Annotated in this window: 22 protein-coding genes; 7 read left to right on the top strand and 15 right to left on the bottom strand. The window is 61.6% G+C overall.

The features are described 5' to 3' along the window. The first annotated feature begins 68 nt into the window (after positions 1 to 68). Positions 69 to 986, top strand: a complete 918-nt coding sequence (locus AC1DUB_RS13930; RefSeq protein ID WP_477729982.1) for a LysR family transcriptional regulator — start codon at positions 69 to 71, stop codon at positions 984 to 986. 27 nt (positions 987 to 1,013) lie between these two features. On the opposite strand, the gene AC1DUB_RS13925 is transcribed toward AC1DUB_RS13930, so the two are convergent. Genes AC1DUB_RS13925 through AC1DUB_RS13895 form a run of 7 tightly spaced genes read right to left on the bottom strand, consistent with a single transcriptional unit; the run spans position 1,014 to position 7,513 of the window. Further along, entirely contained in the window at positions 1,014 to 1,568 is a 555-nt protein-coding gene (locus AC1DUB_RS13925) for a VOC family protein (RefSeq protein WP_477729981.1), read from the bottom strand. A 47-nt stretch (positions 1,569 to 1,615) separates the two neighbouring features. Continuing rightward, positions 1,616 to 2,935, bottom strand: a complete 1,320-nt coding sequence (gene fahA, locus AC1DUB_RS13920; RefSeq protein WP_477729980.1) for a fumarylacetoacetase — start codon at positions 2,933 to 2,935, stop codon at positions 1,616 to 1,618. Beyond that, positions 2,935 to 3,714 carry an SDR family NAD(P)-dependent oxidoreductase gene (locus tag AC1DUB_RS13915; protein ID WP_477730060.1) on the bottom strand — a complete coding sequence of 260 codons (780 nt, stop codon included), beginning with the start codon at positions 3,712 to 3,714 and terminating at the stop codon, positions 2,935 to 2,937. The genes fahA and AC1DUB_RS13915 overlap by 1 nt, the downstream gene beginning before the upstream one ends. Before the next feature lie 59 nt (positions 3,715 to 3,773). After that, complete coding sequence (locus AC1DUB_RS13910) at positions 3,774 to 4,745, bottom strand: Bug family tripartite tricarboxylate transporter substrate binding protein (protein ID WP_477716613.1); 972 nt, start codon at positions 4,743 to 4,745, stop codon at positions 3,774 to 3,776. 36 nt (positions 4,746 to 4,781) lie between these two features. Continuing rightward, positions 4,782 to 5,828 carry an Ldh family oxidoreductase gene (locus tag AC1DUB_RS13905; protein WP_477716612.1) on the bottom strand — a complete coding sequence of 349 codons (1,047 nt, stop codon included), beginning with the start codon at positions 5,826 to 5,828 and terminating at the stop codon, positions 4,782 to 4,784. Continuing rightward, positions 5,825 to 6,742 (bottom strand): alpha/beta hydrolase, encoded by a 918-nt coding sequence (locus AC1DUB_RS13900; protein ID WP_477729979.1) that lies wholly within the window; start codon positions 6,740 to 6,742, stop codon positions 5,825 to 5,827. Before AC1DUB_RS13900 ends, AC1DUB_RS13905 begins: the two co-directional genes overlap by 4 nt. 6 nt (positions 6,743 to 6,748) lie before the next feature. Then, positions 6,749 to 7,513, bottom strand: a complete 765-nt coding sequence (locus AC1DUB_RS13895) for an alpha/beta fold hydrolase (RefSeq protein WP_477729978.1) — start codon at positions 7,511 to 7,513, stop codon at positions 6,749 to 6,751. 181 nt (positions 7,514 to 7,694) lie between these two features. Between AC1DUB_RS13895 and AC1DUB_RS13890 the strand changes: the two genes are divergently transcribed. Next, positions 7,695 to 8,549, top strand: a complete 855-nt coding sequence (locus AC1DUB_RS13890) for a helix-turn-helix domain-containing protein (RefSeq protein ID WP_477729977.1) — start codon at positions 7,695 to 7,697, stop codon at positions 8,547 to 8,549. On the opposite strand, the gene AC1DUB_RS13885 is transcribed toward AC1DUB_RS13890, so the two are convergent. The 7 genes from AC1DUB_RS13885 to AC1DUB_RS13855 all read right to left on the bottom strand — a co-directional run bounded on the left by AC1DUB_RS13885 (position 8,540) and on the right by AC1DUB_RS13855 (position 14,535). After that, positions 8,540 to 8,869, bottom strand: coding sequence for an NIPSNAP family protein (locus AC1DUB_RS13885; RefSeq protein ID WP_477721165.1), 330 nt, complete (start codon positions 8,867 to 8,869; stop codon positions 8,540 to 8,542). The genes AC1DUB_RS13890 and AC1DUB_RS13885 overlap by 10 nt on opposite strands. A gap of 7 nt (positions 8,870 to 8,876) precedes the next feature. Then, positions 8,877 to 9,923: an ABC transporter substrate-binding protein gene (locus AC1DUB_RS13880; RefSeq protein WP_477729976.1), complete on the bottom strand. Its 1,047-nt coding sequence runs from the start codon at positions 9,921 to 9,923 to the stop codon at positions 8,877 to 8,879. Positions 9,924 to 9,960: 37 nt separating this feature from the next. Then, positions 9,961 to 10,815, bottom strand: a complete 855-nt coding sequence (locus AC1DUB_RS13875; RefSeq protein WP_477716606.1) for an ABC transporter permease — start codon at positions 10,813 to 10,815, stop codon at positions 9,961 to 9,963. Next, on the bottom strand, positions 10,812 to 11,687 hold the full coding sequence (locus tag AC1DUB_RS13870; RefSeq protein ID WP_477721166.1) for an ABC transporter ATP-binding protein: 876 nt from the start codon (positions 11,685 to 11,687) through the stop codon (positions 10,812 to 10,814). Before AC1DUB_RS13870 ends, AC1DUB_RS13875 begins: the two co-directional genes overlap by 4 nt. Next, on the bottom strand, positions 11,687 to 12,868 hold the full coding sequence (locus tag AC1DUB_RS13865; protein ID WP_477729975.1) for an acetamidase/formamidase family protein: 1,182 nt from the start codon (positions 12,866 to 12,868) through the stop codon (positions 11,687 to 11,689). The genes AC1DUB_RS13870 and AC1DUB_RS13865 overlap by 1 nt, the downstream gene beginning before the upstream one ends. A gap of 41 nt (positions 12,869 to 12,909) precedes the next feature. Beyond that, positions 12,910 to 13,431, bottom strand: coding sequence for a GlcG/HbpS family heme-binding protein (locus AC1DUB_RS13860; protein WP_477729974.1), 522 nt, complete (start codon positions 13,429 to 13,431; stop codon positions 12,910 to 12,912). A gap of 69 nt (positions 13,432 to 13,500) precedes the next feature. After that, complete coding sequence (locus tag AC1DUB_RS13855) at positions 13,501 to 14,535, bottom strand: porin (protein ID WP_477729973.1); 1,035 nt, start codon at positions 14,533 to 14,535, stop codon at positions 13,501 to 13,503. 402 nt (positions 14,536 to 14,937) lie between these two features. On the opposite strand from AC1DUB_RS13855, the gene AC1DUB_RS13850 reads away from it, so the two are divergent. Next, positions 14,938 to 16,134 carry an acetamidase/formamidase family protein gene (locus AC1DUB_RS13850; RefSeq protein WP_477729972.1) on the top strand — a complete coding sequence of 399 codons (1,197 nt, stop codon included), beginning with the start codon at positions 14,938 to 14,940 and terminating at the stop codon, positions 16,132 to 16,134. Between the two features lie 245 nt (positions 16,135 to 16,379). Here AC1DUB_RS13850 and AC1DUB_RS13845 read toward each other — a convergent pair whose 3' ends face one another. Further along, the gene (locus tag AC1DUB_RS13845; protein ID WP_477721171.1) at positions 16,380 to 17,282 is read right to left on the bottom strand and encodes a LysR family transcriptional regulator; all 903 of its coding nucleotides are present in this window, start codon (positions 17,280 to 17,282) and stop codon (positions 16,380 to 16,382) included. A 111-nt stretch (positions 17,283 to 17,393) separates the two neighbouring features. Here AC1DUB_RS13845 and AC1DUB_RS13840 point away from each other — a divergent pair, with 111 nt between their 5' ends. From AC1DUB_RS13840 to AC1DUB_RS13825, 4 genes are all read left to right on the top strand, one after another. Further along, the gene (locus AC1DUB_RS13840) at positions 17,394 to 18,044 is read left to right on the top strand and encodes a hydrolase (RefSeq protein ID WP_477716595.1); all 651 of its coding nucleotides are present in this window, start codon (positions 17,394 to 17,396) and stop codon (positions 18,042 to 18,044) included. A gap of 9 nt (positions 18,045 to 18,053) precedes the next feature. After that, positions 18,054 to 18,671, top strand: coding sequence for an antibiotic biosynthesis monooxygenase (locus AC1DUB_RS13835; protein ID WP_477729971.1), 618 nt, complete (start codon positions 18,054 to 18,056; stop codon positions 18,669 to 18,671). An 82-nt stretch (positions 18,672 to 18,753) separates the two neighbouring features. Continuing rightward, the gene (locus tag AC1DUB_RS13830; RefSeq protein WP_477729970.1) at positions 18,754 to 20,658 is read left to right on the top strand and encodes an amidohydrolase; all 1,905 of its coding nucleotides are present in this window, start codon (positions 18,754 to 18,756) and stop codon (positions 20,656 to 20,658) included. 37 nt (positions 20,659 to 20,695) lie between these two features. Continuing rightward, on the top strand, positions 20,696 to 21,106 hold the full coding sequence (locus AC1DUB_RS13825) for a DoxX family protein (RefSeq protein WP_477721172.1): 411 nt from the start codon (positions 20,696 to 20,698) through the stop codon (positions 21,104 to 21,106). Positions 21,107 to 21,139 lie beyond the last annotated feature (33 nt).

Genomic DNA, 21,139 nt, shown 5'->3' with positions numbered 1-21,139 from the left:
TGACCTAAGATGTTTTAACGAATGGTTCAGCGGCGCTTCAACGGATGCATTAACGGGTGCTTTAACGAATGTCCAGCGACACCACCGACCTGCGATTTTTTGTCACGCTGACCGAAAGCGGCGCGCTGGCCGAAGCGGCACGGCGCATGGACGTTACGGCGTCGGCTGTCTCGCAGCGCCTGCGGCAACTCGAAAACCGCCTCGGCGTTCAGCTGGTCCAGCGCAGCACCCGGCGCTTCAGCCTGACCGACGAGGGCGAGCTGTTCTACACCAAGGCCCTCACCCTGCTGGCCGAGCTCGATGCGCTGATTGACAGCCTGCGTGCGCGTTCCGGCGAAGTGGCCGGCACCTTGCACGTGCGCGGCCCCCTGGGCTTTGGCAGGCAGCACCTGGCCGGAGCGCTGGCCGACTTTCATGCGCAACACCCGAAGCTGGTGGTCGCGCTGACGCTCAGCGATGTGCCCCCCGCCGCCGAGGCCGACCGGTTCGATCTGATCGTGCACATCGGCGATCTGGCCAACTCCAGTATGGTCGCTTACCCGATTGCGCCCAACACCCGCATCCTCTGCGCCTCGCCCGACTACCTGGCCCGCCATGCGCCGCTGCAGCGGCCGGAGGACTTGACCGGCCACCAGTGCCTCGTGCTGCGGGAAAACGAAGAGGATGTTTCGCTCTGGCGCTTTCGCAAGGGCCGCACCGACGCGGCGGTGCGCATCGCGCCGGCGATGAGCAGCAACGACGGCGATGTGACGCGGCAGTGGGCACTGACAGGCAAGGGCATCATCATGCGTTCAGAATGGGACGTGGCCGAACACCTCGCATCGGGCCGCTTGGTGCGCCTGCTCGACGGCTGGCGCCTGCCCGACGCCGACATCGTCGCCCTGATTCCGCAGCGCCACGGCGTGTCAGCGCGCGTGAAGCTGTTTCTGGCTTTCCTGCAGGCGCGCTTTCAGCCCGTGCCGCCTTGGCGGGCGGCAGCGCGGTGACCCGATTGACAAGTTGACTCCAAACCGTCACGGCCCCATCTGACGCGCATAACCTGCCATCGAACCAAACGCCTTATCTCGCTGCGACCAGTCGTGCGTCTGGCTCCAGATGTGCAGCACTTTCGGTGCCTCGACTTCAAAGCTCGCCGCCCGTGCCGGATCGCAAGTGCGGACAGTCAATTCGAGCCTGTGCCCGGACGGATCAAAGAAATAGATCGACAGCATGATGTCGTCATGGTTGGTGGGCCCGACAACGGTCAGTCCACGGGCTTCGAGCCTGGACTTGGCGTCATTGAGGGCCTGCACGTTTTCAACCTCGAAGGCAAAGTGCTGAATCCAGTCTGGCGAAGCAAGGTCCTTCATGTTCCCGGGATCCTGCGGGCATTCAAAAAAGGCAATATTGCTGCCGTCTTCCATTTCAAAAAAAATGTGCACGTGGGGACTGTATTTGCCAGTGGACGGCACATGGTCCTCACCCATGGCGTGCGCAAACTTGAGGCCGAGAACCTCGGTATAGAAAGCGGTTGTCTCGGCTGCATCCCTGCAGCGGAAAGCCGCGTGGTGAAGTTTCTTGCATAGCATGATGATCTCCTTTGAAGTTGTGGGGTTCTGGCCGTTGTTCTTGTCGGTCAATGCTGTTCGGGTGTGCACGCCAGCAATGTGGCCCGGCATTCGCCGAAACCGATGCGTGCGTACCCTGGCCGCTCGCAGCAGCCGGTGAGCACGATCTCGTCGCCATCGCCAAGAAAGGTCCGCTGCTCGCCCGTGTCCAGTGCAAAGGGTTTTGCGCCGCCTGACGTGATCTCCAGCAGGCTGCCCAGCGTGTCGTCCCTTGCGCCTGAAATCGTTCCGGAGCCCAGCAGGTCGCCGGTATCCAGTGCGCTGCCATTGCTGGTGTGGTGCGCCACCATTTGGGCGAATGTCCAGTACAGCGTTGACGCGTTGGAGCGGGACAGCCGCCTGGCAGGCAAACCCTGAGCCGCCATTTGCGCGGTGCGCAGGTGAGCATCGATCTGGATGTCCAACGCGCCTTCGCGCTGGTCCTGCGCGTCGTACAGGTACGGCAGTGGCTGCGGGTCATCCGCGGCGCGCACCAGCGTCGGCGTTCGAAACGGCGCCAAGGCCTCGGCCGTGATCACCCAGGGCGACACGGTGGTCGCGAAACTCTTGGCCAGGAATGGGCCGAGCGGCTGGTATTCCCAGGCCTGGATGTCACGGGCTGACCAGTCGTTGAGCAGCGAAAAGCCAAAGATGTGGCGCGCTGCGCGTTTCACGTTGACCGGCTTTCCCGCGTCCGACGCTTCACCGATGTACATCCCGAGCTCCACCTCGTAGTCCAGGCGCTGCGCTGGTGCGAAGACCGGCACGGCCTGGTCGGGCATTTTGATTTGGCCGCGCGGCCTGTGTACAGGAATTCCGCTGGCTCGGACACTGTTCGCACGGCCGTTGTAGGCGATCGGCACGTACTTGTAGTTTGGCAAGAGTGGCATGTCCGGCCGGAACAAGCGGCCCGCATTGCTTGCGTGGTGCACGGAGGCGAAGAAGTCCGTAAAACCGCCAATCCGAACTGGTAAAACCAGGTCTACGGCTGCAATGGGCAGCAGCGCCCTGGCCAGCAAGTCGCGGTGCAAGGTGTGGCCCGTGCTCAAGAGCTCCGACAAGCTGGCGCGCAACGCGGAGGCGGCGCCCAGGCCAAGCGCCATCAAGGCGTTGAGCGAGGATGCCTGGCAGGCCACCGCAGCCTGCGACGCAGCACCCTCGAACAAGTCTGCACAACGGCCAATGTCCAGGATGCTGTCGCCAATGCCCACACCGCAACGCGCGGGCTCGTCTTCTTCTTTGCGGAATACGCAAAATGGCAGGTTCTGGACAGGGAAGTCAACGCCTTCGATGTTGGCTGAAGCCACCCAACTGCGCAAGGCGGGATCATGGGTACGGTTCAGGTCCATCACAGCCTATGCCCCCCGTCCACAATGATGCGCGTACCGGTTGCTGTCTTGAGGTGTGTCGCGCAGGCGAGCACGGCCAGTGCCACATCTTCGGGCGTCACAATGCGCCCGAGTGGCGTCTGGGCCGCTTTTTTTTCCAGCTCCCCGTGGCTTCTGCCTTCAACAAAGCCCGTATCCACGGCCGCAGGGGACACGCAGAGAAAGCGCACGGCAGGTCCGAACGCGCGCGCCATTGAGACCGTCATGGTGTCCAGCGCCGCCTTGGCTGCGCAATAGGCAATGTTGCTGCCCGATCCGGTGAAGGCCGATATCGATGACACGTTGACCACCAGCCCATTTCCGGACCCACGCAACAGTGGCAGCAGTGCACGGATAATGGAAAACGGCCCTCCGGCATTGGCAATGAGAATCTCGTTGAACAGCACGTCGTCGAGGGTATCCAGGTCCGCATGCGCGATCCGCCGGGTGAACCCTGCGGAGTTGACCAGGATATCCACCTTGCCTGCTGTGGATCGCAGGACGCTCGCGACTTCAGCGTGTGCAGTACTGTCACCAAGGGGAATGTGCAGCACGCTGTGCACCTGTTCAGGGCCTTGCTTTGGCAATTGCGCGCGCAGCGCCTCAGCCCGGTCTCGACCCAGGTGGTAGCCGATCACGACGCTGGCCCCCTCAGCGGCCAACGCCTGAACACAGGCTGCGCCAATGCCGCTGCTTCCTCCTGTAACGACAGCAACCTTACCGTCCAGCCTTTGAGGTACTTTAAATTCTGAAATGCTCATGGCTTCGCTTCCTGCATCTGCTTTTTTTTTGTGAATTGGCATCGGATGGAGGTAATGCATTAATTTGCATAGTTGCCTGTTGCCGCAGCAACTCTGCGCCAACGTGCAATTTCGGTCTGGATGCGGTCACCAATGACCTGCGGCGATGCCACCGAAAAGTCGGGGTCAATTCCTTGCGTGAGCAGCTTTTCGCGGGTGGATTTGGAGGAAAGTACCTGCCCGGTTTCGTGCGCAATGCGCGACACCAGCGCAGCGGGCGTGCCAACTGGAGCGAACAGGCCATACCACATGCCCGCGTCATAACCCCCGATGGTTTCAGCCACGGTGGCAACGCCGGGCAGTTCGGTGATGCGTTTTCTACTCGCCAATCCGAGCGCCCTGATTTTTCCTTCCTTGATCAGGGGAATAAGTTGCGGTGATGGACCCGCGCCGAGTTCTATCCGCCCTCCCATCAGGTCTTGCAACACCTCGCCCAGACCCTTGTAGGTGATCATCGTCACGTCCACGCCGGTCTGCACTTTCAGCAAGTCCATGGTGAGGCTTGTCGTGCTGCCGAAATTTATCTTGCCGGGGTTGGCTTTGCCGTACGCCAGCATTTCGCCCACGGTTTTGAACGGTGCCTGGTTGGACGCGACAAGAAGCACGGCCGAGTCGCCAATGGCGCTGACCGGGACGAAATCGCGCTCGAAGCTGTACGGCAGCTTGCGGTAGAAGGCGGCGTTGGCGCTATGCACGCCACTGAGGATGCCCAGCGTGTATCCATCAGGCGAAGCCTTTGCCAGCGCCTCCGCACCGATGTTGCCCGCTGCGCCTGAACGGTTTTCCACGATGACCGGTTGCTTCAAGCGTGTAGACAGGCCATCCGCCAGTGTGCGAGCGAGAATGTCCTGCGCCCCGCCAGCGGGGAAGGGCACAATGATTCGCAGGGGCTTGATCGGAAACGTCTGGGCCGAGGCGCATGCACAAACGGCGATCGCCAGCGAAACACATGCGGCCTTTAGCGGACGGGAGAGCAAGACTATGGAATGCATGATGGTGACCTGAAAAAATGAAGAAGACGCGAATGCCTACCAAGGCACCTCAACGCCGAGGCCGCGTGCGGCAAGTGCCAGTTCATCTCGCACGGCCAATGGCAGCGCAATGCCGCCAGCCTGCCGGCTCCGGGATTCACTGGTGCCGCGTTCGCCTGGCAGCAATACCTCGGACGCGCCATCGGCCACTGGCAGCTTCTTGATCTGCGCAACCAGCTCATCCATGTTGCCGAAGAAGTGGCCGCCGACGTCGATGCGCGCCACATCGAGTGCGAGCACGAATGCATTCTGAAAATGAGGCTGCGAACCCGGGGGCGCCGAGAGCGCGGGCGCGAGAATCGGGTTTCCTGAAAGCACGCTGGCCAGCACTTCGACCATCAGCGCGAGCCCGGAACCTTTCGGGCCGCCAAGGGGCGCCGGCGTCACGGCCGCATCGGCATCGGTAGTGAGTTGGCCGTAGGCGTCGAGCGCCCAACCCATCGGTATAGGCTGGCCGACCTTGCGTGCCTGCATCAGCTTGCCAAGCGAGACCACACTGGTTGCCATGTCGAAAACGAGCGGTGCAAGGCCGTCTCCCCTCGGGGCAGCCACGGAGATCGGGCTCGTGGAAACCGCTGGCCTTGCAGCGCCGTGGTAGCCCATCATCGGGCCGGACGCCGCGACGGCCAATCCCACCAAACCCTGCGTTGCGATGGCGTGGGTGTAGTAGCCCAGCGCACCGGTGTGCGTTGTGTTGCGAAGGATTGCAACGCCCGCTCCGCAGTCGCGCGCCAGCTCGGTGGATTGCTCGACGGCCTTTGCCATGCCCGCGGCACCGGGGCCCCGGCCCGCGTCGAGCACGGCAAGGGCGGGCAACCGCAGCACCACTTCGACACTTGCGTCGCGTCGCATCTCGCCAGACGCGAGCCAATGTAAGTAGAGGGGCAGCCTGGACACGCCGTGTGAGCCGGTGCCGCGCAAGTCCGCCCAGATGAGCACGTCCGCGACCTGTGTGGCCTGCACAGGATCCAGCCCGGCTGCCCCGAGAAGTGTGGCGGCGAAGTGATGCAGCCTGCGGTGATCCACCTGAGCGGGGGTGGTCATTGCCCACTGCCTTCGCTGGTCAGCACTTGGTGGGTCTCGTTTTGCCCGGCCACGTTCTTCGCAAGCCAGTCGCGCAGGAGATTAAATGTCATGGCGTTCTCATCGTCAAAAATGAAATGGTCGATGCCTGCAAACAGGTGAAGGTCGACGGGCATCTTGGCGTGCCGGAACAGCTCGATCGACTGGGTGGTCGGTGTGACCGAGTCAAACGACGGATGCAACAGCAGCAAGGGTCTGGGAGCGATCTGTGCCACAACATCGTTGGGCCGGAAGCGGAACATGCTTTCGACGACCTCGTACGGAAAATCCAGGAACGCGCCCGGCGGCAGCCCTGCGCGCATGTGCGGCGGGATGGGTACGATGTCGAAACGCGAGACGCGCATGGACTCGCCGGCCCGACTTCGCGCGCGGCCCTCCTCCATCATCGAAGTGAACTTCGCCCATGCCTGGGGCGAGGGATGTTGCTCGCGGAATTTGCTCGCACCATCGCCCCAGCCCGCAGATGAGACGCAGGCAGCAATCCGTTTGTCGGTGGCCGCCGCGTACACGGCGATGGCTGCGCCGAAACTGTGGCCGAGCACCACAATGCGGCTGGCATCGACGTTGGTGTTTGAGAGCAGCCATGTGACGGCGTTGTGCGTGTCACGCACCTGGTCCTCGCACAACACCCTGGCCCGCTCGCCTTCGCTTTCGCCGCAGCCACGCATGTCGAAGCGCAGGGTTGCATAACCGAGCTTGTCGAGCAGGGCGTGTGTGATCGCCAGGACGTGATCCTCCTTGTTGGCGCCAAATCCGTGTAGCAGCACCACGATGGGATGAGCGGTACATGGCACGTCGTTGGCCTGCTCGCCCGGCATACTGAGAATTCCCGACAGCATCAAGCCGTCGGATGGGAAGCGGATGTTTTGTTGCATGGATACTTATGTATTGGTGCGCAAGAGAAATTCTTCGATGCTCGTAACCAGGGCGACAGGCGTCTCATCCATCGGGTAATGCCCGGCGTTGCCCATGACCTGAAGCTCGGCGTTGGGATACCAGCGCAGATAGGTTTGCTGCATGACCTCCTCGGTCAGGCCGGGATCGTTTTCGCCGACGATGACCTTGATGGGCTGCTTCGCGCCCGCGATCCGGCCAGAGAAGTCGGTCCTGGCCCACGAGTTCAGGTAGGCCGCGAATGCGTCCTGGTTCGAGCGTTCCCATGAGCGCTGCACCATGCTGTCGAGCCAGTGGCCCGACAGGCGCCTGCCGGTGCTGCCGTCCAGGATGGCCCGTCGCGCCTGCGGGTTGGCTGCCGCGCTGCAAAAGAGACTCCAGGTTTCTTCGTCGAAGGGCACGCCACTGGCCGGCACCGGCGTCACGGCCACCAGGGCGCGCACTCGCGGCGTTGCATCTGCGAGCACGTGCTGTATTGCACTGCCGCCCATGGAGTGGCCGAGCAGCGAGAAGCGGTCCCATTGCAGCTGGTCCGCAACCGCGATGGCGTCCGACGCAATCTCCGCGATCGTGTAGTTGCCCTGCAGGTGCATCGATCCGCCGTAGCCGCGGCAATCCATGAATGCATAGGTGAATTTCCGTTTGTCGATCACCTCGACGAAGGGTCCCCATCCTTCCGCGCAACCAAACCAGCCATGAAGGGCCAGGACCTTGATTGGCCCGTTGCCCACCGTTACGACGCTGTTCGCCATATCTTCCTCGCTTGTTGTCTCACGTATTCCCGCATTGACCTGTGGGTGGCCGCATGCCTAGAATGTCGGCCTCAGTTCGTTGAGCTACGTACTGTAGTCAGAGAAAGCCCAAAATGCACAACGCGCCATGCCGGCGTTCTACCAAATCGTCCGATTCTTTTCTCCCGCGCAGGAGATCGAGATGAAAGACGCACGCCAGTCGTCGGTTATGCAGGGCGAGTTCGGCCGCATCACGTTGAACCTTACCGCGCGCGACCTGGTCGAACACGCGCATTCGGAATACAACTTCATCTTCAAAATTGGCGGTGGCGACACGGGGTTCAAGGTCAATGGCGCGACATTCGAACTGAGCGACGATAACGCCATCTTTGTGAATCCCTGGGAGCCGCATGCCAAGCTCAACAGCCACGGCGCCGCCACGCTGGTGTTGACGGCGCTGCTGAACGGGCCGTGGATGTCGCAGGTACTGGGCGTGCAATCACCGCCGCGCGCAAAGATGTTTCCGTCCCCTTTGATGCAACTGTCGCCAGAGGTGCGCGAATGCGTCGTGCGCATTGCGATCAGCATGACGTCGGGCCTCGAAATGTCGGATGAGGAACGCACGCCTATTCTGCGGGATCTCGTTCGTGCAGTGGCTGTGGCCTATTGCGACCAGGAGTTTTCGAAGAAGGCCCTGTTGGCCGAGCGGCCCATGGATGCGCGCATCATGCGCGCCACGCGGTTCATGCGTGAGAATGCGGCCAGCAACCCGAGCCTGGAAGACGTGGCCGCGCATGTAGGCCTGTCGCGCTCGCGCTTTTTCGAGCAGTTCAAGAATTGCCTGGGCGCTTCGCCGCAGCAATACCTGGACTGGGAACGCATGACGCTGGCTACCCGCATGCTGTCCGATCCGAATTCACGGGTCACCCAAGTCTCGGATGAACTGGGGTTTTCGGCGCCGAGCCACTTCGCCCGCTTCTTCGCGCAGCACATCGGTTTTCCGCCGAGCGACTTCAAGCGCGGGATGCTGAGCCAGGCTTCGCCCGATCAGGCCTGAGCCGCGGCCGGTGGGTTCCAGAACGCCGCAGGAAGCAGGATGCGGTTTTCCTGGTGCACGGCAAGTCCCGCGACCTTGGCGAGGTAGCCCTGCCATGTGGGGTCGGCCATGAGCCGCGCACGGCGCGCCAGGCGGTCCTCGAAACTGTCGAATCCCCAGAGGTGGATCACTTGGTTCAGCGGGCCGATTTCGGTCACCATGCAACCGAGCCAGTGGCCCAGAATGGTTTTTTGTATTTCCAACCCTTCCTTCTCGTAGGTCGCCAGGTATTGGCGCATCTTGCCAGGCTCCAGGGTGTATGTGCGTTGTTCGATAAGCATGTCGATCTCAAGCCTGTGTGCGAGCGTATTGCAGGAAGCTTTCGTCCGTGAGTGCCTTCAGGTCCGGGACGGCGCGAATATTCCCCATCTTCAGGTGCCACTGGATCAGTTCGTCCACCGCGACGAACGATGGGGCGCCGCTCGCGGGGAAGTCGAGCATTGGTGTTTCGGGCAACATCTCCATGTTGTATTTTTTCAGTTGTGCCGTAATTTCGGGCGAGCCTTTCGCGCCCGGTTCGATGAAGGCCTGGCGATAGTCACGCAGCGCGCGCATGTACGCCACCATGTAGCGACGCCCGGCCTCGCGGTTGGTCTTCATCAATGAAGGGCCATAGATCAGATAGCCATTCGGGAAGTTCGGGCGGAATTTGTCCATGGACATGATGCGCACGCCATTGATCCGCTTGAGCACCAGAGTGGCATGCGGCTCGTTGATGCATGCGGCGTCTATCGACTTGTTGCCCAGCGCGGCGATGACATTGGGCAGGCCCAACTGGACAATGTCGAATTCCTTCTCGGTCACGCCGGATTGCAGTGCAAGTTGCGAGACGAACCAGCTGCTGGGCGCGGCCAGGCCCGATGCCAGCTTCATACCCTTCAAGTCTGCAGGTGTCTTGTAACGACCGCTCTCGACATGGTCGCGCCGCATGACGAAGCTGATGGAGCCGTGGCCCGGCGAATGCTGGCCGGCCGTCGCGACGATGGTGAGATCGATGTTGCGGCTGCGCGAGTTGAAGATCATGGGATTGGGGCCGCTCGCCAACGCGTCAAGTGCACCGATGGCCAGCGCCTGGGCGGCTTCACCCGAGCCAGGAAAGGCCTTGATCTCGACGTCCAGGCCTTCCTCGCGAAAGTACCCCTTCTCGGCCGCGATGATCGAGACGGCATCGAACATCGCGGCAATGATGCCCACGCGCAGCTTGACCGGTGGCGAAAGCGGGGTGCGCGTGACAGCCTGAGCCCGAAGGGAAAGATGTGAAAGCGCGAGCGCGGCCGTCGATGCTGCCATCAGCGTGCGGCGTGAAAACGCTTTCGTGTTCATGTTGGTGTTCATGTCTTGACTCCTGAGGACGTTGTTGACTGCAGGCGCCTCAGCGGCGCTTCCACGGAAGCAGGCGGGATTCGAGTGCATCGATCAGCCAGAACGACGTGATACCGATGAATGCGATCACGACCAGGCCAACGTACATGTCTTCCACCGTCATCAGTTGCCAGGCACGCCAGATCAAAAAGCCGATACCCGATTGGCTCGACACCATCTCGGCGGTCACCAGCAGCAAAAGTGAAGAACCCCAGCCCAGCCGCAGGCCTGCCACGATCAGGGGCAGCGCACCGGGAAACGCGATCGTGGTGTAGGTGGCGATGCGCCCGGCCTTGAAATTGGCGCCGACGTCCAGATAGATGCGGTCTATGTTGGCGACGCCAGCGGCGGTCGCGATCAATACCTGGAAAAAAACACCAATGGCGATGATGGCCCACTTTGATTCTTCACCGATACCGAAGATCAGCATCAGCAAGGGCAGGATCGCTACCTTTGGAATCGGAAACAGCGCGCCGACGATGGGTTGTACGGCAGCCCGTACGATGGGTACCAGCCCCATGATCGCGCCGATCACCATGGCCGGAATCGCCCCAAGAAGAAAGCCAATGAGCGCGCGCGACAGGCTGACCAGTACGTGGTAGGTCAGCGAGTTGTCCCATGGCATGTTGAAGGTCATGTGGTAGAACGTGCCGATGATGGAAGAGGGCGCAGGAAAGAAACGCTGGTCCAGAACATCGGAGCGGGTCAGCGCTTCCCATAATCCAAGCAGCAGCAGCGGAGCCACAATGGCAACCATGCGCTCGATGGCCGCCGGCGATACCTTGCGAACGACCAGGCGTGACGATGCACGCACTTCGATCTGCGGGGTTGACGCCGGGAGGGCCATTATTTTTGAAGTGCTCATGCGATTTCTTTTTGTGGGCGGGTGTTCATCACTTCCTCGCGCAGTTCTTTCCACAGCCGCTCATTCAGTTCGGCGTAGCCAGGGCTTGATCGAATCTCGTAGGCGCCACGCGGGCGTTGCAGAGGTACGGCGATGTCTGCCTTCAGCGTTCCGGGCCGTGCGGTCATCACCAGCGCACGATCGCTGAGTACAAGCGCCTCGTCGATCGAATGAGTAATGAAAAGCACCGTTTTGCGCGACTCTTCCCAGATGCGCAGCAGCTCTTCCTGGAGGATCGCCTTATTTTGTTCGTCCAGTGCCGCGAACGGTTCGTCCATCAACAGGATTTCCGGGTCATTGGCGAACGCGCGGGCAATAGAGACCCGTTGCTTCATGCCCCCGCTCAACTGGTGGGGATATGAACCGGCAAACTGTGTGAGGCTTACCTTGTCGAGGTAGTGCCGTACTGTGTCCCGGCGCTCGGCCTTGGGCACCTTGCGCATACGCAAGCCATACTCGACATTGCCTTCGACGGTCATCCACGGAAATATCGACTGTTCCTGGAACACCATCGACAGAAGCGGCTTCGTCTGGTTGAAATGCGCGAGCCTGAGCTCGCCTGACGTATGCGTCTCAAGGCCCGCGACGACACGCAGCAGGGTAGTCTTGCCGCAGCCCGAGGGGCCGACGATGCAGCAGAATTGGCCCTGCTCGATCACGATGTTGACGTCTTGTAATGCAACGACGCTGCGGCCGCCGGAGATGAATTCCTTGCCGAGATGACGGGCGATGATTTGCGGCGTGCGCGCGGGCGCGCGCGGATCGGCCATCGGGAGTTGGCGTGGAGGCACTGGGTTTTGTGTCACGGCGTTCATGGCGTCCGGGATGAACATCAGGCGTGCCTGCGCAATGAGCGGGAGAGTTTCTCTGCCAGCGGCGCCGACAGGATGCTTTTGGGCAGCATGGCGTGCATGGTCTGCGCCGGCATTTCGGTATAAACCGAGCCGCGCTGGCGCGCGAACTTTGTTGCCCGGAAGCTGCCTGCCAGGCTGAACAGCGAATAGACGTCGGCGCGGTCCATAGACAGTGCGGTGCTGACCCAATCGAGCATGCCGCGCAATGCGTTGACAAGCGCATCGTCCAGCGTCTTGCCAAATCCCACCCCTATCCAGTGTGTCCGTGTTTCGGCCAGCGGCAGGCCGATAGTCACCTTCTTGTGAAGCACATACTGGATGCGCAGGTCTTCCATCGCCGTTTCCATCGCGGTTTGGTTGACCATGCCATCGCCTTGCACGGCATGGGAGTTGCCGGTCCACAAGCGGCCGCCTGGATGAAACACGGGCAGGAACAGCGCGGTGCCTTCGACCAGTTCGTGCAGGCCGAGTTTGCCGCCGTAGGCACCGTTCAGGATGCCGCTGACCGCGCTGTCGCCGGGCGGCTGGGTAGCGAAGAGCCCTTGGCCGGGATGCAATTCAAGCCGGATACCGGGCGCGAACTCCACGCTCTTGCGATCCGCGTCGAACTTGAAATATCTCAGGTAAGGCTTGTTGAAGTCCTCGGGAATGGCGCCGACGTTGGCCGGCGAGGAATTCCATGCCCATTCGATGGGGCGTGCACGTACCGTGCGGATTTCGACCAAATCGCCGGGCTCGGCGCCGCGGATCACAACGGGGCCGATGTTCGAGTAGGGACCGTTGGGGTAGCGGCGGCGGATCGGCTCGCGCTCGGCGAACGACATGCCGTAGCGCGGCTCGTTGGCCCAATTCAACCACGTGTTTGGATAAGACACGATGTCGCCAGAATCGATGAGGGCCGCAGGGGCGGCTTTGGGGTCGAGCAGGCCGACGGTAACGGTTTTCGAATTCGATTCAACAACGTGTGTCCTGCCTGGCGTGGGCGCTTCGTCGATAACCAGGGATGCACGGCCGGCTGCGGTGCAGCCGGCGAGAGGGGTAACAAGCGCCGCCGCTGCGCCGCGCAGAAGGTGGCGTCGTCCTGTATCCGGAATGTCGAGTGAGCGGGCTGCGTTTTCAAGCGTGTCTTGAGACACGCTGCAAGAGGTTTGGCTTTGCATGGTTGGTATGGCTTGTAAGGCGTGGTAGGGCTTGGTAAGGTTCAGGGGCGGGTTGACGATGCGCCGATGGCAGCGATGCCAGCACGCACCGCGTCTTCGTCGAACTGACTCGACGCGCCGCTGCCGGCCGCCGCGCCCACGAGGAGGCCGTTGATGAATATGGGCAACGAGCCTTGCGAAGGAAACATGGGGCCGCCGTAGCTCAGCGAGCTGATCTGCCCGAAGACGATCGGGTTGGCCTTGTAGCGCTCCATCAGCGTCTTTCCAGACTCCCCTCCGGTCGCAACGCTGGCAATTGCTTTGCCGCGCGCTACATCGAAGGTGCCGAAAGGCATGCCGTCCATCCTGGCTCCGGTGATCACATGGCCGCCGGAATCGACCACCACCACGGTGACGGCAGTATTCTTCTGCCTTGCAAAGGTGAAGGCTGACTGCATCAATGCGGTGGCCTGCTCCAGCGACAGGTTTGCGTTGGCGATCACGCCGCGTTCGGCTTGGGCGTACGCTATGGCGCCGGCTAGCTGCAGGCCCAGAAGCAGGATGGTGGGAATGATTTTTGTCATGCGTGTCTCCTCGGTACGTACTTGCCGCGTGGGCGGGCGGGATGGGGCGTTTGCCCCGCGCAATCAGGGTCAGAAGCGATGTCGAATGCCGAATGCAACGGTCGTCTGCTTCGAATCCGGCTTGTACAACTGATCCGAGTAGTACATCGTATACAGGTCGGTGCGCTTCGACAGGTTGTAGTCGTAGCCGAAGGCAAAAGACTTGCGGCGATCGATCGTCGTGGCAACGCGGTCGTCTGCTCGCGTGGTGGCGTACTCCGCCAGGATTGCGCCCGGGCCGACGGGCACGCTCACACCGAGCTCGCCTACCTTGCGGGTGGCATTGAGCGCGGTGTTCAGATAGGTCTCCCGGACCTTGTGGTACTGCGCGCTGAGCTTGGCCACGCCGAAGTCGTAGGTGCCGCCCACCATCCACACATCCTGCTTGTGCCCGTCGTTGGCGGTGTTGAGGTTGATCTGGCGTGTCGCCACCACCAGGGCAAGCTGCTGGTTGAAATAGCGCACGGCACCGTCCGTCGCCACCTCACGCTTGTGGTTGACGCCCTGCGGCTCTTCCCGGCCCAGGCTGTGTTGCAGGTCAGCTTCGAAGCCGCTTATGCGTGGCGACTGGTACTTGATCGAATTGTTCATCCGCGTATCGCCGAGCACGTTGTTCTTGAAGGCGTTGGCGAAAATCGGACTGACACCGGTGGTGCCCACGAGCGGCGTGAAATTGGTGGTGGCCAGTGAATAGGGCGTGGGCATGCGTCCGAAGCTGAACTGGCCGTACGGACTTTGGATCCCGACGAACGATGCGCGCGCGAATAACGGGTCTGTGTCGTTGCGCCCTGTCGCGCCAGTGTCCACGCGCACATAGCTCTCTAGCGCAAAAACTGCCTTGTAGCCGCTGCCCAGGTCTTCGGATCCGCGAAAGCCCAGGAACGATGTGGTCAGGCCGCCAGAGTTGACCACTGCGGTTTTGGTGGCGGAACCTGTGGCCGCGGTGGTTTTGATCTGACCAACGAATGCGTCGAGCACACCGTACATCTGGACACTGCTTTGTGCGGACACGTTTGCACAGGCCGCCAGTGCGATGGTTGAAACGATGGTTGAACGGATAAACATGCTTGCTTGTCTCCTTTGATGTTTGTGAATGGGCAAGTAAATGCAGGCGATGAGTTCGCTTGTCACGGGCTGAAGGATAGGTGCGACCTGCATAGCCGGGTGCACCGGAAGTTCCGCTCAGTTACCACTGAGTCCGATTCTTTCGACCGGGTGTGTGTGGCGCCGCTAAGCGGACGCGACTGTGCCGGGCGCTTTTGTCCATCGGCATGTATGTCCAGCGTATGGACGTTGGTCTGCGCAGGTTCCCTATGCAAGACAGCGTGAAATCTTGCTGCCACCAGCTAGAAAATCGGACGATGTGGTAACTCGTCGAATAGCTTGGTTAGATCACATGGTGTGTCGGCCCGTATATTTAACGAGAGCAATCATTTTGCTCATCACGTTAATAAAAAGGAGACATGCATGCCCGATTCTTCCAGTGGGTGTTCATCCGGCGATGCCGATGAACGCGGCAGCAGCGATCAGCAGCAAGTTCGCAGAGCGCTTTTCAAAATTTCTGCTGTAGCCGGTTTGGCACCCTTCATCAGTTTCCTTCCAGGATGCGCATCTGCATCTGCTAGCCCGGGAGCAGCGTTAGACACAGTGGGGAAAATGGTCTTGCCGACAGGGCGAACTCATCGCGTGGTGCCGTCCAAAGACACGGTTCGCGTGGGACAGATGGACCCCAGCGCGCCCGCCGCAGCCATCATTCGAAGCGGTGACGTAGTCCACTATGACGGTACCTGGACACAATGGGGAAATGAGGCCAAGTACGGCATGTCGTTTGAGGAGCGCGAGCCGATCCGAAAGAAATATCCTGCGGGTCCGTACTCACTTATCGGACCCATCGAAGTTGAAAGCGCAATGCCTGGCGATGTTGTCGAGTGCCGGATGCTAAAGCTGCGTCCCATCGATTGGGGCTGGAATTCCTCGCCAAAGGGAGTCGGGGCATTGCCTGCGGATTTTCAGAAACCTTACTTGCGTTATCTGAAATTCAACAAAGAGCGTACAGCTGCGGAGTTTTTACCTGGAGTCACTATTCCACTCGCCCCGTTTCAGGGCGTGTTTGCTGCACAACCAGTCGGGGACAAACCGACGAGCGGGATATTGGCTGGCCCATATGGTGGCAACCTCGATCTTGCTGAATTAGTAGCGGGAACTTCGCTATTTCTTCCGGTGCAAGTTGCAAAAGCAAGAATCTGGACGGGTGACTCCAACGGTGCGCAGGGCGATGGTGTTGTAAACCAGACCGCAATTGAGACCGCACTGGAAGATTTGCAGGTGCAGTACGTCCTGCATAAAAAATCTGTTCTGAACAGTCCTATGGTTGAAACTCCGACCCACTGGATAGGACTGGGATTCGGTGAGAGTCTTGAAACAGCTTTGGTATCTTGTCTAAGGCAGCTAATAGCGTGGATGTCAAGAGCAACTGCAATTTCGTTGGAAGATTGCTATGGGATCTGCAGTGTCGCAGCCAGTTTTAGAATTACACAATATTCCCATCAGACTGGAACAGTCTACAGCTCGATACCTCCCAAAGGGGTACATTGCATGCTGCCCAAAGTGCTGTTCACACCGGAGCTTCAGGCCAGATTGGCAAATTCGCTACGCAGTCAATGAGTGAATGAGTGAATGAGTTAACGCACGATGCGGTAATCCCACGCTCGTTTGTGAATGCGTGGATTGCTACAGCGACTTACGTTGCCGTGGCGATCATGTGGTGTATCCCCGACCAGCGGATTGAAAATACCCGCCCGAACTAAAACTGCCCCCCAACTACGAATCTCTGTCCCTGCTTGAAGCACCGAATTCCACGCGAATATCGGACAGGGTAGCTTGTTCGACTCTTGATAAGGCGGGCTCCCTCATGCCGAGGCCACAGCGCGGGGCAGCGTCGTGAGCAGGTAGTCGATCAGGGCGCGCACGGCGACAGGCACCCGGCGGGCAGCCGGATAGAGCGCGTACAGCGCGATTTCCGGGGACTCTTGCCACTGCGGCAACACCGGCACCAGCCGGCCCGCCGCGATGTGCCCGGCCGCCAGGAAGCCGGGCTGCAATATCAGCCCGGCGCCCCCGACGGCGGCCTCCACCAGCAGTTCGCCGTTGTTCGAGCACAGCGGTCCGCCAACCGCGACATGCGCGGTTTCCCGGCCCTTGCCAAGGCGCCATACATGGCCCGTGTTGACGTGTGCGTAGTTCAGGCAACGGTGCGTCTTCAGTGCCTGCGGCGAGTCCGGCACCCCATGTGCCTGCAGGTAACTCGGGGCCGCATAGATGGCCCGGGGCACGCTGCACATGCGCCGCGCGGCCAGTGAAGAGTCCGTCAGCTCTGCAATGCGCAGCGTGAGATCAAAGCCATGCTCGAACGGATCGAGCACGCGGTCGTTCAGTTCCACGCGCAGCTCGATCTGGGGATGCTGCGCCAGAAAACCCGGTAGCAGCGGCGCCAGCACCAGCTGGCCAAACGACATCGGCGCGTTGACCCGCAATGGCCCGGACGCCGTACCCTGCAAGGCCGACATGGCTTCGCGGGCCTCGGCGGCAATCGCCAGCAGGTCCACTGCGTAGTCGTGCAGGGTGGCACCGGCGCTGGTCAGGGCAAGGGCTCGGGTCGACCGGGCGAAGAGAGCGCCGCCGTATTCCGCCTCCAGCGAAGCGATGAGCTTGCTGATGTGCGAGCGCGTCACACCCAATGCGCGCGCGGCCCCCGAAAAGCTGCCGACCTGTTTTGAAAGTACCAGTGCCTGCAGGGCGTCGAGTCGGTCCATTGTTTCCTCTTTGGATGCAGTTTGGTTCCAAATTGCTAACTAGTCATCTTATAGGAAGCAGTCTAGGATTCAGGCTCATTTCGTTTTAAACCACCCCCTGAAGGAAGCATCATGACGCAAGGCAAACTCGAACTGCTGACCCCGCAAAACTGCGCGCTGGTCTTGATCGACCACCAGCCGCAAATGACATTCGGCGTAGCCAACATCGACCGGCAATTGCTGAAGAACAATGTCATCGGCCTGGCCAAGGCGGCCCAGGCTTTCAAGGTACCGACGGTGCTGACTTCGGTGGAGACCGAGTCTTTCTCGGGCAACATCTGGCCTGAACTGCTCGCCGTACTGCCCAATAACAAGATTTTCGAGCGCACCAGCATGAACACCTGGGATGACGAGGCCGTGAAGGCTGAATTGAAGAAGTTCGGCCGCAAAAAGCTGGTGCTCGCTGCGCTCTGGACGGAGGTCTGCCTGAACTTCCCGGCGCTCGAGGCGATGGCGGATGGTTATGAGGTCTACTTTGTAGAGGATGCCTCCGGCGGCACCTCGGTCGCGGCACACAACATGTCGGTGCAGCGCATGATTCAGGCGGGCGCCGTGCCAATCACCTGGCAGCAGTTCCTGCTGGAAATGCAGCGTGACTGGGCACGCAAGGAAACCTACGCCGCCACCACCGGCATCGTCGTGGAGCACTCCGGCGCCTACGGCTCGGGTATCGACTACGCGATCACGCATGTGCACAAGATGCCGGCGCGCAAGGTTGGCTGAGAGCACACCATGAACAGCGTCGCGAGCACCCCCCTTGCTGCCGCTGACCAGCGGGTCAGCGCGTCCGCCGACAGCGTCAGTTTCGTCGTGCGTCACCGTGTGCGCGCCGGCGCACACGCCGCGTATGAGGCCTGGCTTGTCGAGACCATGGGGGCTGCCGCGGCCTTTCCGGGCCACCAGGGGGTGCAGGTCGTGCGTCCGACCGAGGGCGGCGTCGACTACACCATCATCGTGAGCTTTGCCACGCATGACGACGCGACACGCTGGTACCAGTCGGCCGAGCGAGCACGCCTGATCGAGGCCGTGCAGCCTCAGCTGGCGGCCGCCGAACGGGTCAGCGTCGGCGCCGGCATCGATTACTGGTTCCAGCCCGAGTCCCCTGCAGCCGGCGAGCCGGCGGTGAAGCCACCAGCGTGGAAGCAGTGGCTGATCACCACCTCGGTGATCTGGCCGCTGACCATGGTGGTGCCGTGGGCGTTTGGACCCGTGTTTAAAGCTTTTCCTGTGCTGGGTGCATACGGAGTCGCGCACGGCATCCTTGCCGCCGTCATCGTCGCCATCGTCGTCTGGCTGATCATGCCGCGCTACACCGAGCTGGTGCACGACTGGTTATTCCGCAAAGAGTAGTCTAGTAGTTCCCCGAAAAAATTGACCAGCGCGAACGCACTTCTGTTGCTGGTCCTCCTTTGACCAACTCCTGGAGACGCGCATGACCGCTTCCATCACCCCCGCTGAAATCATCTTCATCAACGGCCGCTTCACCACGCTGGATCGGCAGAACCCGGTGGCCCAGGCCGTGGCCATCGCCGGTGGCAAATTTATCGCCGTCGGTGACCGCGAAGAAGTCATGCGTCACGCCGACAGCAAGACGCAGGTGATTGACCTCGGTGGCGCCGCCGCGCTGCCCGGCCTGCACGACAGCCACACGCACCTGATCCGCGGCGGCCTGAACTACACCATGGAGCTGCGCTGGGACGGTGTGCCTTCGCTGGCCGACGCGATGGCGATGCTCAAGGCGCAGGTGGCGCGCACGCCGGCGCCGCAGTGGGTGCGCGTGGTCGGCGGTTTCACCGAGCACCAGTTTGCCGAAAAGCGCTTGCCGACACTGGAAGAAATCAACGCCGTCGCGCCCGACACCCCCGTCTTCATCCTGCACCTGTACGACCGCGCGTTGCTGAACGGCGCGGCGCTGCGCGCCGTTGGCTACGGCAAGGACACGCCGAACCCCCCCGGCGGCGAGATCGTGCGCGACGCCAGTGGCAACCCGACAGGCCTTCTGCTTGCCAAGCCGAACGCGATGATTCTTTACGCCACGCTGGCCAAAGGCCCCAAGCTCGACCCCGACGCGCAGGAGGCCTCGAGCCGGCTCTTCATGCGCGAACTCAACCGACTCGGCATCACCTCGGTGATCGACGCCGGCGGCGGCTTTCAGAACTACCCCGACGATTACCGCGTGATCGAGAAACTGCGTGACGCGGATGAGCTCACCGTGCGCATCGGCTACAACCTGTTCACGCAGCGGCCCAAGCAGGAGATAGACGACTTCAGGCAGTGGACCGACATGTTGCCGCCGCTGTCCGGCAGCGACATGTTCCGCCACAACGGCGCCGGCGAAATGCTGGTGTTCTCCGCTGCCGATTTCGAGGACTTCCGCGAACCGCGCCCCGACCTGCCTGCGAGCATGGAGGACGAGCTCGAAGGCGTCGTGCGCCTGCTGGTCGAAAAGCGCTGGCCCTTCCGGCTGCACGCGACCTACGACGAATCGATAGGCCGCGCACTCGATACGTTTGAGAAAGTCAACAGCGACATTCCCTTCAACGGCCTGCACTGGTTCTTCGACCATGCCGAAACCATCAGCCTGCGCAACATCGAGCGCGTCAAGGCGCTGGGCGGCGGCATCGCCGTGCAGCACCGCATGGCTTACCAGGGCGAATATTTCATCGAGCGTTATGGGGCCCGGGCCGCCGAGCAAGCGCCGCCGATCCGCAAGATGCTTGATGCGGGTCTGCCCGTCGGTGGCGGCACCGATGCGACCCGCGTCGCCAGCTATAACCCCTGGATCTGCCTGTACTGGATGATCACCGGCCAGACCGTCGGCGGCACCACGATGTACCGGCCCGACAACCTGCTCGACCGCGACACCGCGCTGCGGCTGTGGACCACCGGCAGCGCCTGGTTCGCCAATGCCGACGGGCAAAAGGGCCAGATCAAGGCCGGCCAGCTGGCCGATTTCATCGTGCCCTCGCGCGACTTCTTCGGTGTGCCAGAGGCCGACATCAAGGACCTGGTCTCGCACCTGACAGTGGTTGGCGGCCGCATCGTGCATGGCGACGGCGACTTCGCCAGGCTCGCGCCACCGATGCCCAAAGCCGCCAACGACTGGGCGCCGACCAACGCCTACGGTGGCTACTGGCGCGAACCTGCACTGGGTGGCAACCAGCCGGGCCGCGCCGCCCCAACCACGCAACGCAAGGCCCTGCTGCCGTTTGCCGATTGCTGCGTCAAGCCTTGCGCCGTTCATGGCCATGCGCACACGAAAAGCTGGCTGGCCAACACGCCGGTGTCGGACGAGAAGAGCTTCTGGGGCGCGCTGGGCTGCGCCTGCTGGCTGTAGATAAAGAATGACAAGAATGGTCACCACGGACAACGCCATGGACACCCACAACCCACAATTTTCAACACAGGCGCTCTGGGCCGCCAAAGTCCTGCTGGCGATCGCCTTCGTCTACAGCGGCGTATCCAAGCTGTTGAATTTCGACGCAGCGATCGGCGAGGCCCAGCATTTCGGCCTGAGCCCGGCGCCGGTCTTTGCCGCCGCGACGCTCGCCACGCAGCTGGTCGGCGCGGCGCTGATGCTGCTGGGCCGCGGCCTGTGGTCGGCCCTGGGCGCGCTCGCGCTGGCCGGGTTCACCGTGATCGCCACGGTCATCGGCCACCCGTTCTGGACCATGAGCGGCATGGAGCAGTTCCACAACCGCAATGCTTTTCTTGAACACCTGGGGTTGGTCGGCGGCCTCCTGCTCGTGGCCGCGCTGTGCTGGGATCGTCGCACTGCGCGTTAAGGTGAAGCCAGCTACAAAGAAATCTGCGCCTGG

It is taken from the genome of Polaromonas sp. P4_F9 (assembly GCF_056401235.1).
The sequence above is the reverse complement of the archived record's forward strand: the minus strand, read 5'-3'. Positions and strand labels throughout refer to the sequence as shown.

Excerpts from the sequence above, each read along its gene's own strand:
- AC1DUB_RS13860 (WP_477729974.1), bottom strand. The coding sequence starts at position 13,431 with ATGACAAAAATCATTCCCACCATCCTGCTTCTGGGCCTGCAGCTAGCC.
- AC1DUB_RS13830 (WP_477729970.1), top strand. The coding sequence starts at position 18,754 with ATGACCGCTTCCATCACCCCCGCTGAAATCATCTTCATCAACGGCCGC.
- fahA (WP_477729980.1), bottom strand. The coding sequence starts at position 2,935 with ATGGACCTGAACCGTACCCATGATCCCGCCTTGCGCAGTTGGGTGGCT.
- AC1DUB_RS13910 (WP_477716613.1), bottom strand. The coding sequence starts at position 4,745 with ATGCATTCCATAGTCTTGCTCTCCCGTCCGCTAAAGGCCGCATGTGTT.
- AC1DUB_RS13880 (WP_477729976.1), bottom strand. The coding sequence starts at position 9,923 with ATGAACACCAACATGAACACGAAAGCGTTTTCACGCCGCACGCTGATG.
- AC1DUB_RS13855 (WP_477729973.1), bottom strand. The coding sequence starts at position 14,535 with ATGTTTATCCGTTCAACCATCGTTTCAACCATCGCACTGGCGGCCTGT.
- AC1DUB_RS13900 (WP_477729979.1), bottom strand. The coding sequence starts at position 6,742 with ATGCAACAAAACATCCGCTTCCCATCCGACGGCTTGATGCTGTCGGGA.
- AC1DUB_RS13930 (WP_477729982.1), top strand. The coding sequence starts at position 69 with ATGTCCAGCGACACCACCGACCTGCGATTTTTTGTCACGCTGACCGAA.
- AC1DUB_RS13850 (WP_477729972.1), top strand. The coding sequence starts at position 14,938 with ATGCCCGATTCTTCCAGTGGGTGTTCATCCGGCGATGCCGATGAACGC.
- AC1DUB_RS13905 (WP_477716612.1), bottom strand. The coding sequence starts at position 5,828 with ATGACCACCCCCGCTCAGGTGGATCACCGCAGGCTGCATCACTTCGCC.
- AC1DUB_RS13825 (WP_477721172.1), top strand. The coding sequence starts at position 20,696 with ATGGACACCCACAACCCACAATTTTCAACACAGGCGCTCTGGGCCGCC.
- AC1DUB_RS13865 (WP_477729975.1), bottom strand. The coding sequence starts at position 12,868 with ATGCAAAGCCAAACCTCTTGCAGCGTGTCTCAAGACACGCTTGAAAAC.
- AC1DUB_RS13875 (WP_477716606.1), bottom strand. The coding sequence starts at position 10,815 with ATGAGCACTTCAAAAATAATGGCCCTCCCGGCGTCAACCCCGCAGATC.
- AC1DUB_RS13870 (WP_477721166.1), bottom strand. The coding sequence starts at position 11,687 with ATGTTCATCCCGGACGCCATGAACGCCGTGACACAAAACCCAGTGCCT.
- AC1DUB_RS13895 (WP_477729978.1), bottom strand. The coding sequence starts at position 7,513 with ATGGCGAACAGCGTCGTAACGGTGGGCAACGGGCCAATCAAGGTCCTG.
- AC1DUB_RS13840 (WP_477716595.1), top strand. The coding sequence starts at position 17,394 with ATGACGCAAGGCAAACTCGAACTGCTGACCCCGCAAAACTGCGCGCTG.
- AC1DUB_RS13915 (WP_477730060.1), bottom strand. The coding sequence starts at position 3,714 with ATGAGCATTTCAGAATTTAAAGTACCTCAAAGGCTGGACGGTAAGGTT.
- AC1DUB_RS13885 (WP_477721165.1), bottom strand. The coding sequence starts at position 8,869 with ATGCTTATCGAACAACGCACATACACCCTGGAGCCTGGCAAGATGCGC.
- AC1DUB_RS13835 (WP_477729971.1), top strand. The coding sequence starts at position 18,054 with ATGAACAGCGTCGCGAGCACCCCCCTTGCTGCCGCTGACCAGCGGGTC.
- AC1DUB_RS13890 (WP_477729977.1), top strand. The coding sequence starts at position 7,695 with ATGAAAGACGCACGCCAGTCGTCGGTTATGCAGGGCGAGTTCGGCCGC.
- AC1DUB_RS13845 (WP_477721171.1), bottom strand. The coding sequence starts at position 17,282 with ATGGACCGACTCGACGCCCTGCAGGCACTGGTACTTTCAAAACAGGTC.
- AC1DUB_RS13925 (WP_477729981.1), bottom strand. The coding sequence starts at position 1,568 with ATGCTATGCAAGAAACTTCACCACGCGGCTTTCCGCTGCAGGGATGCA.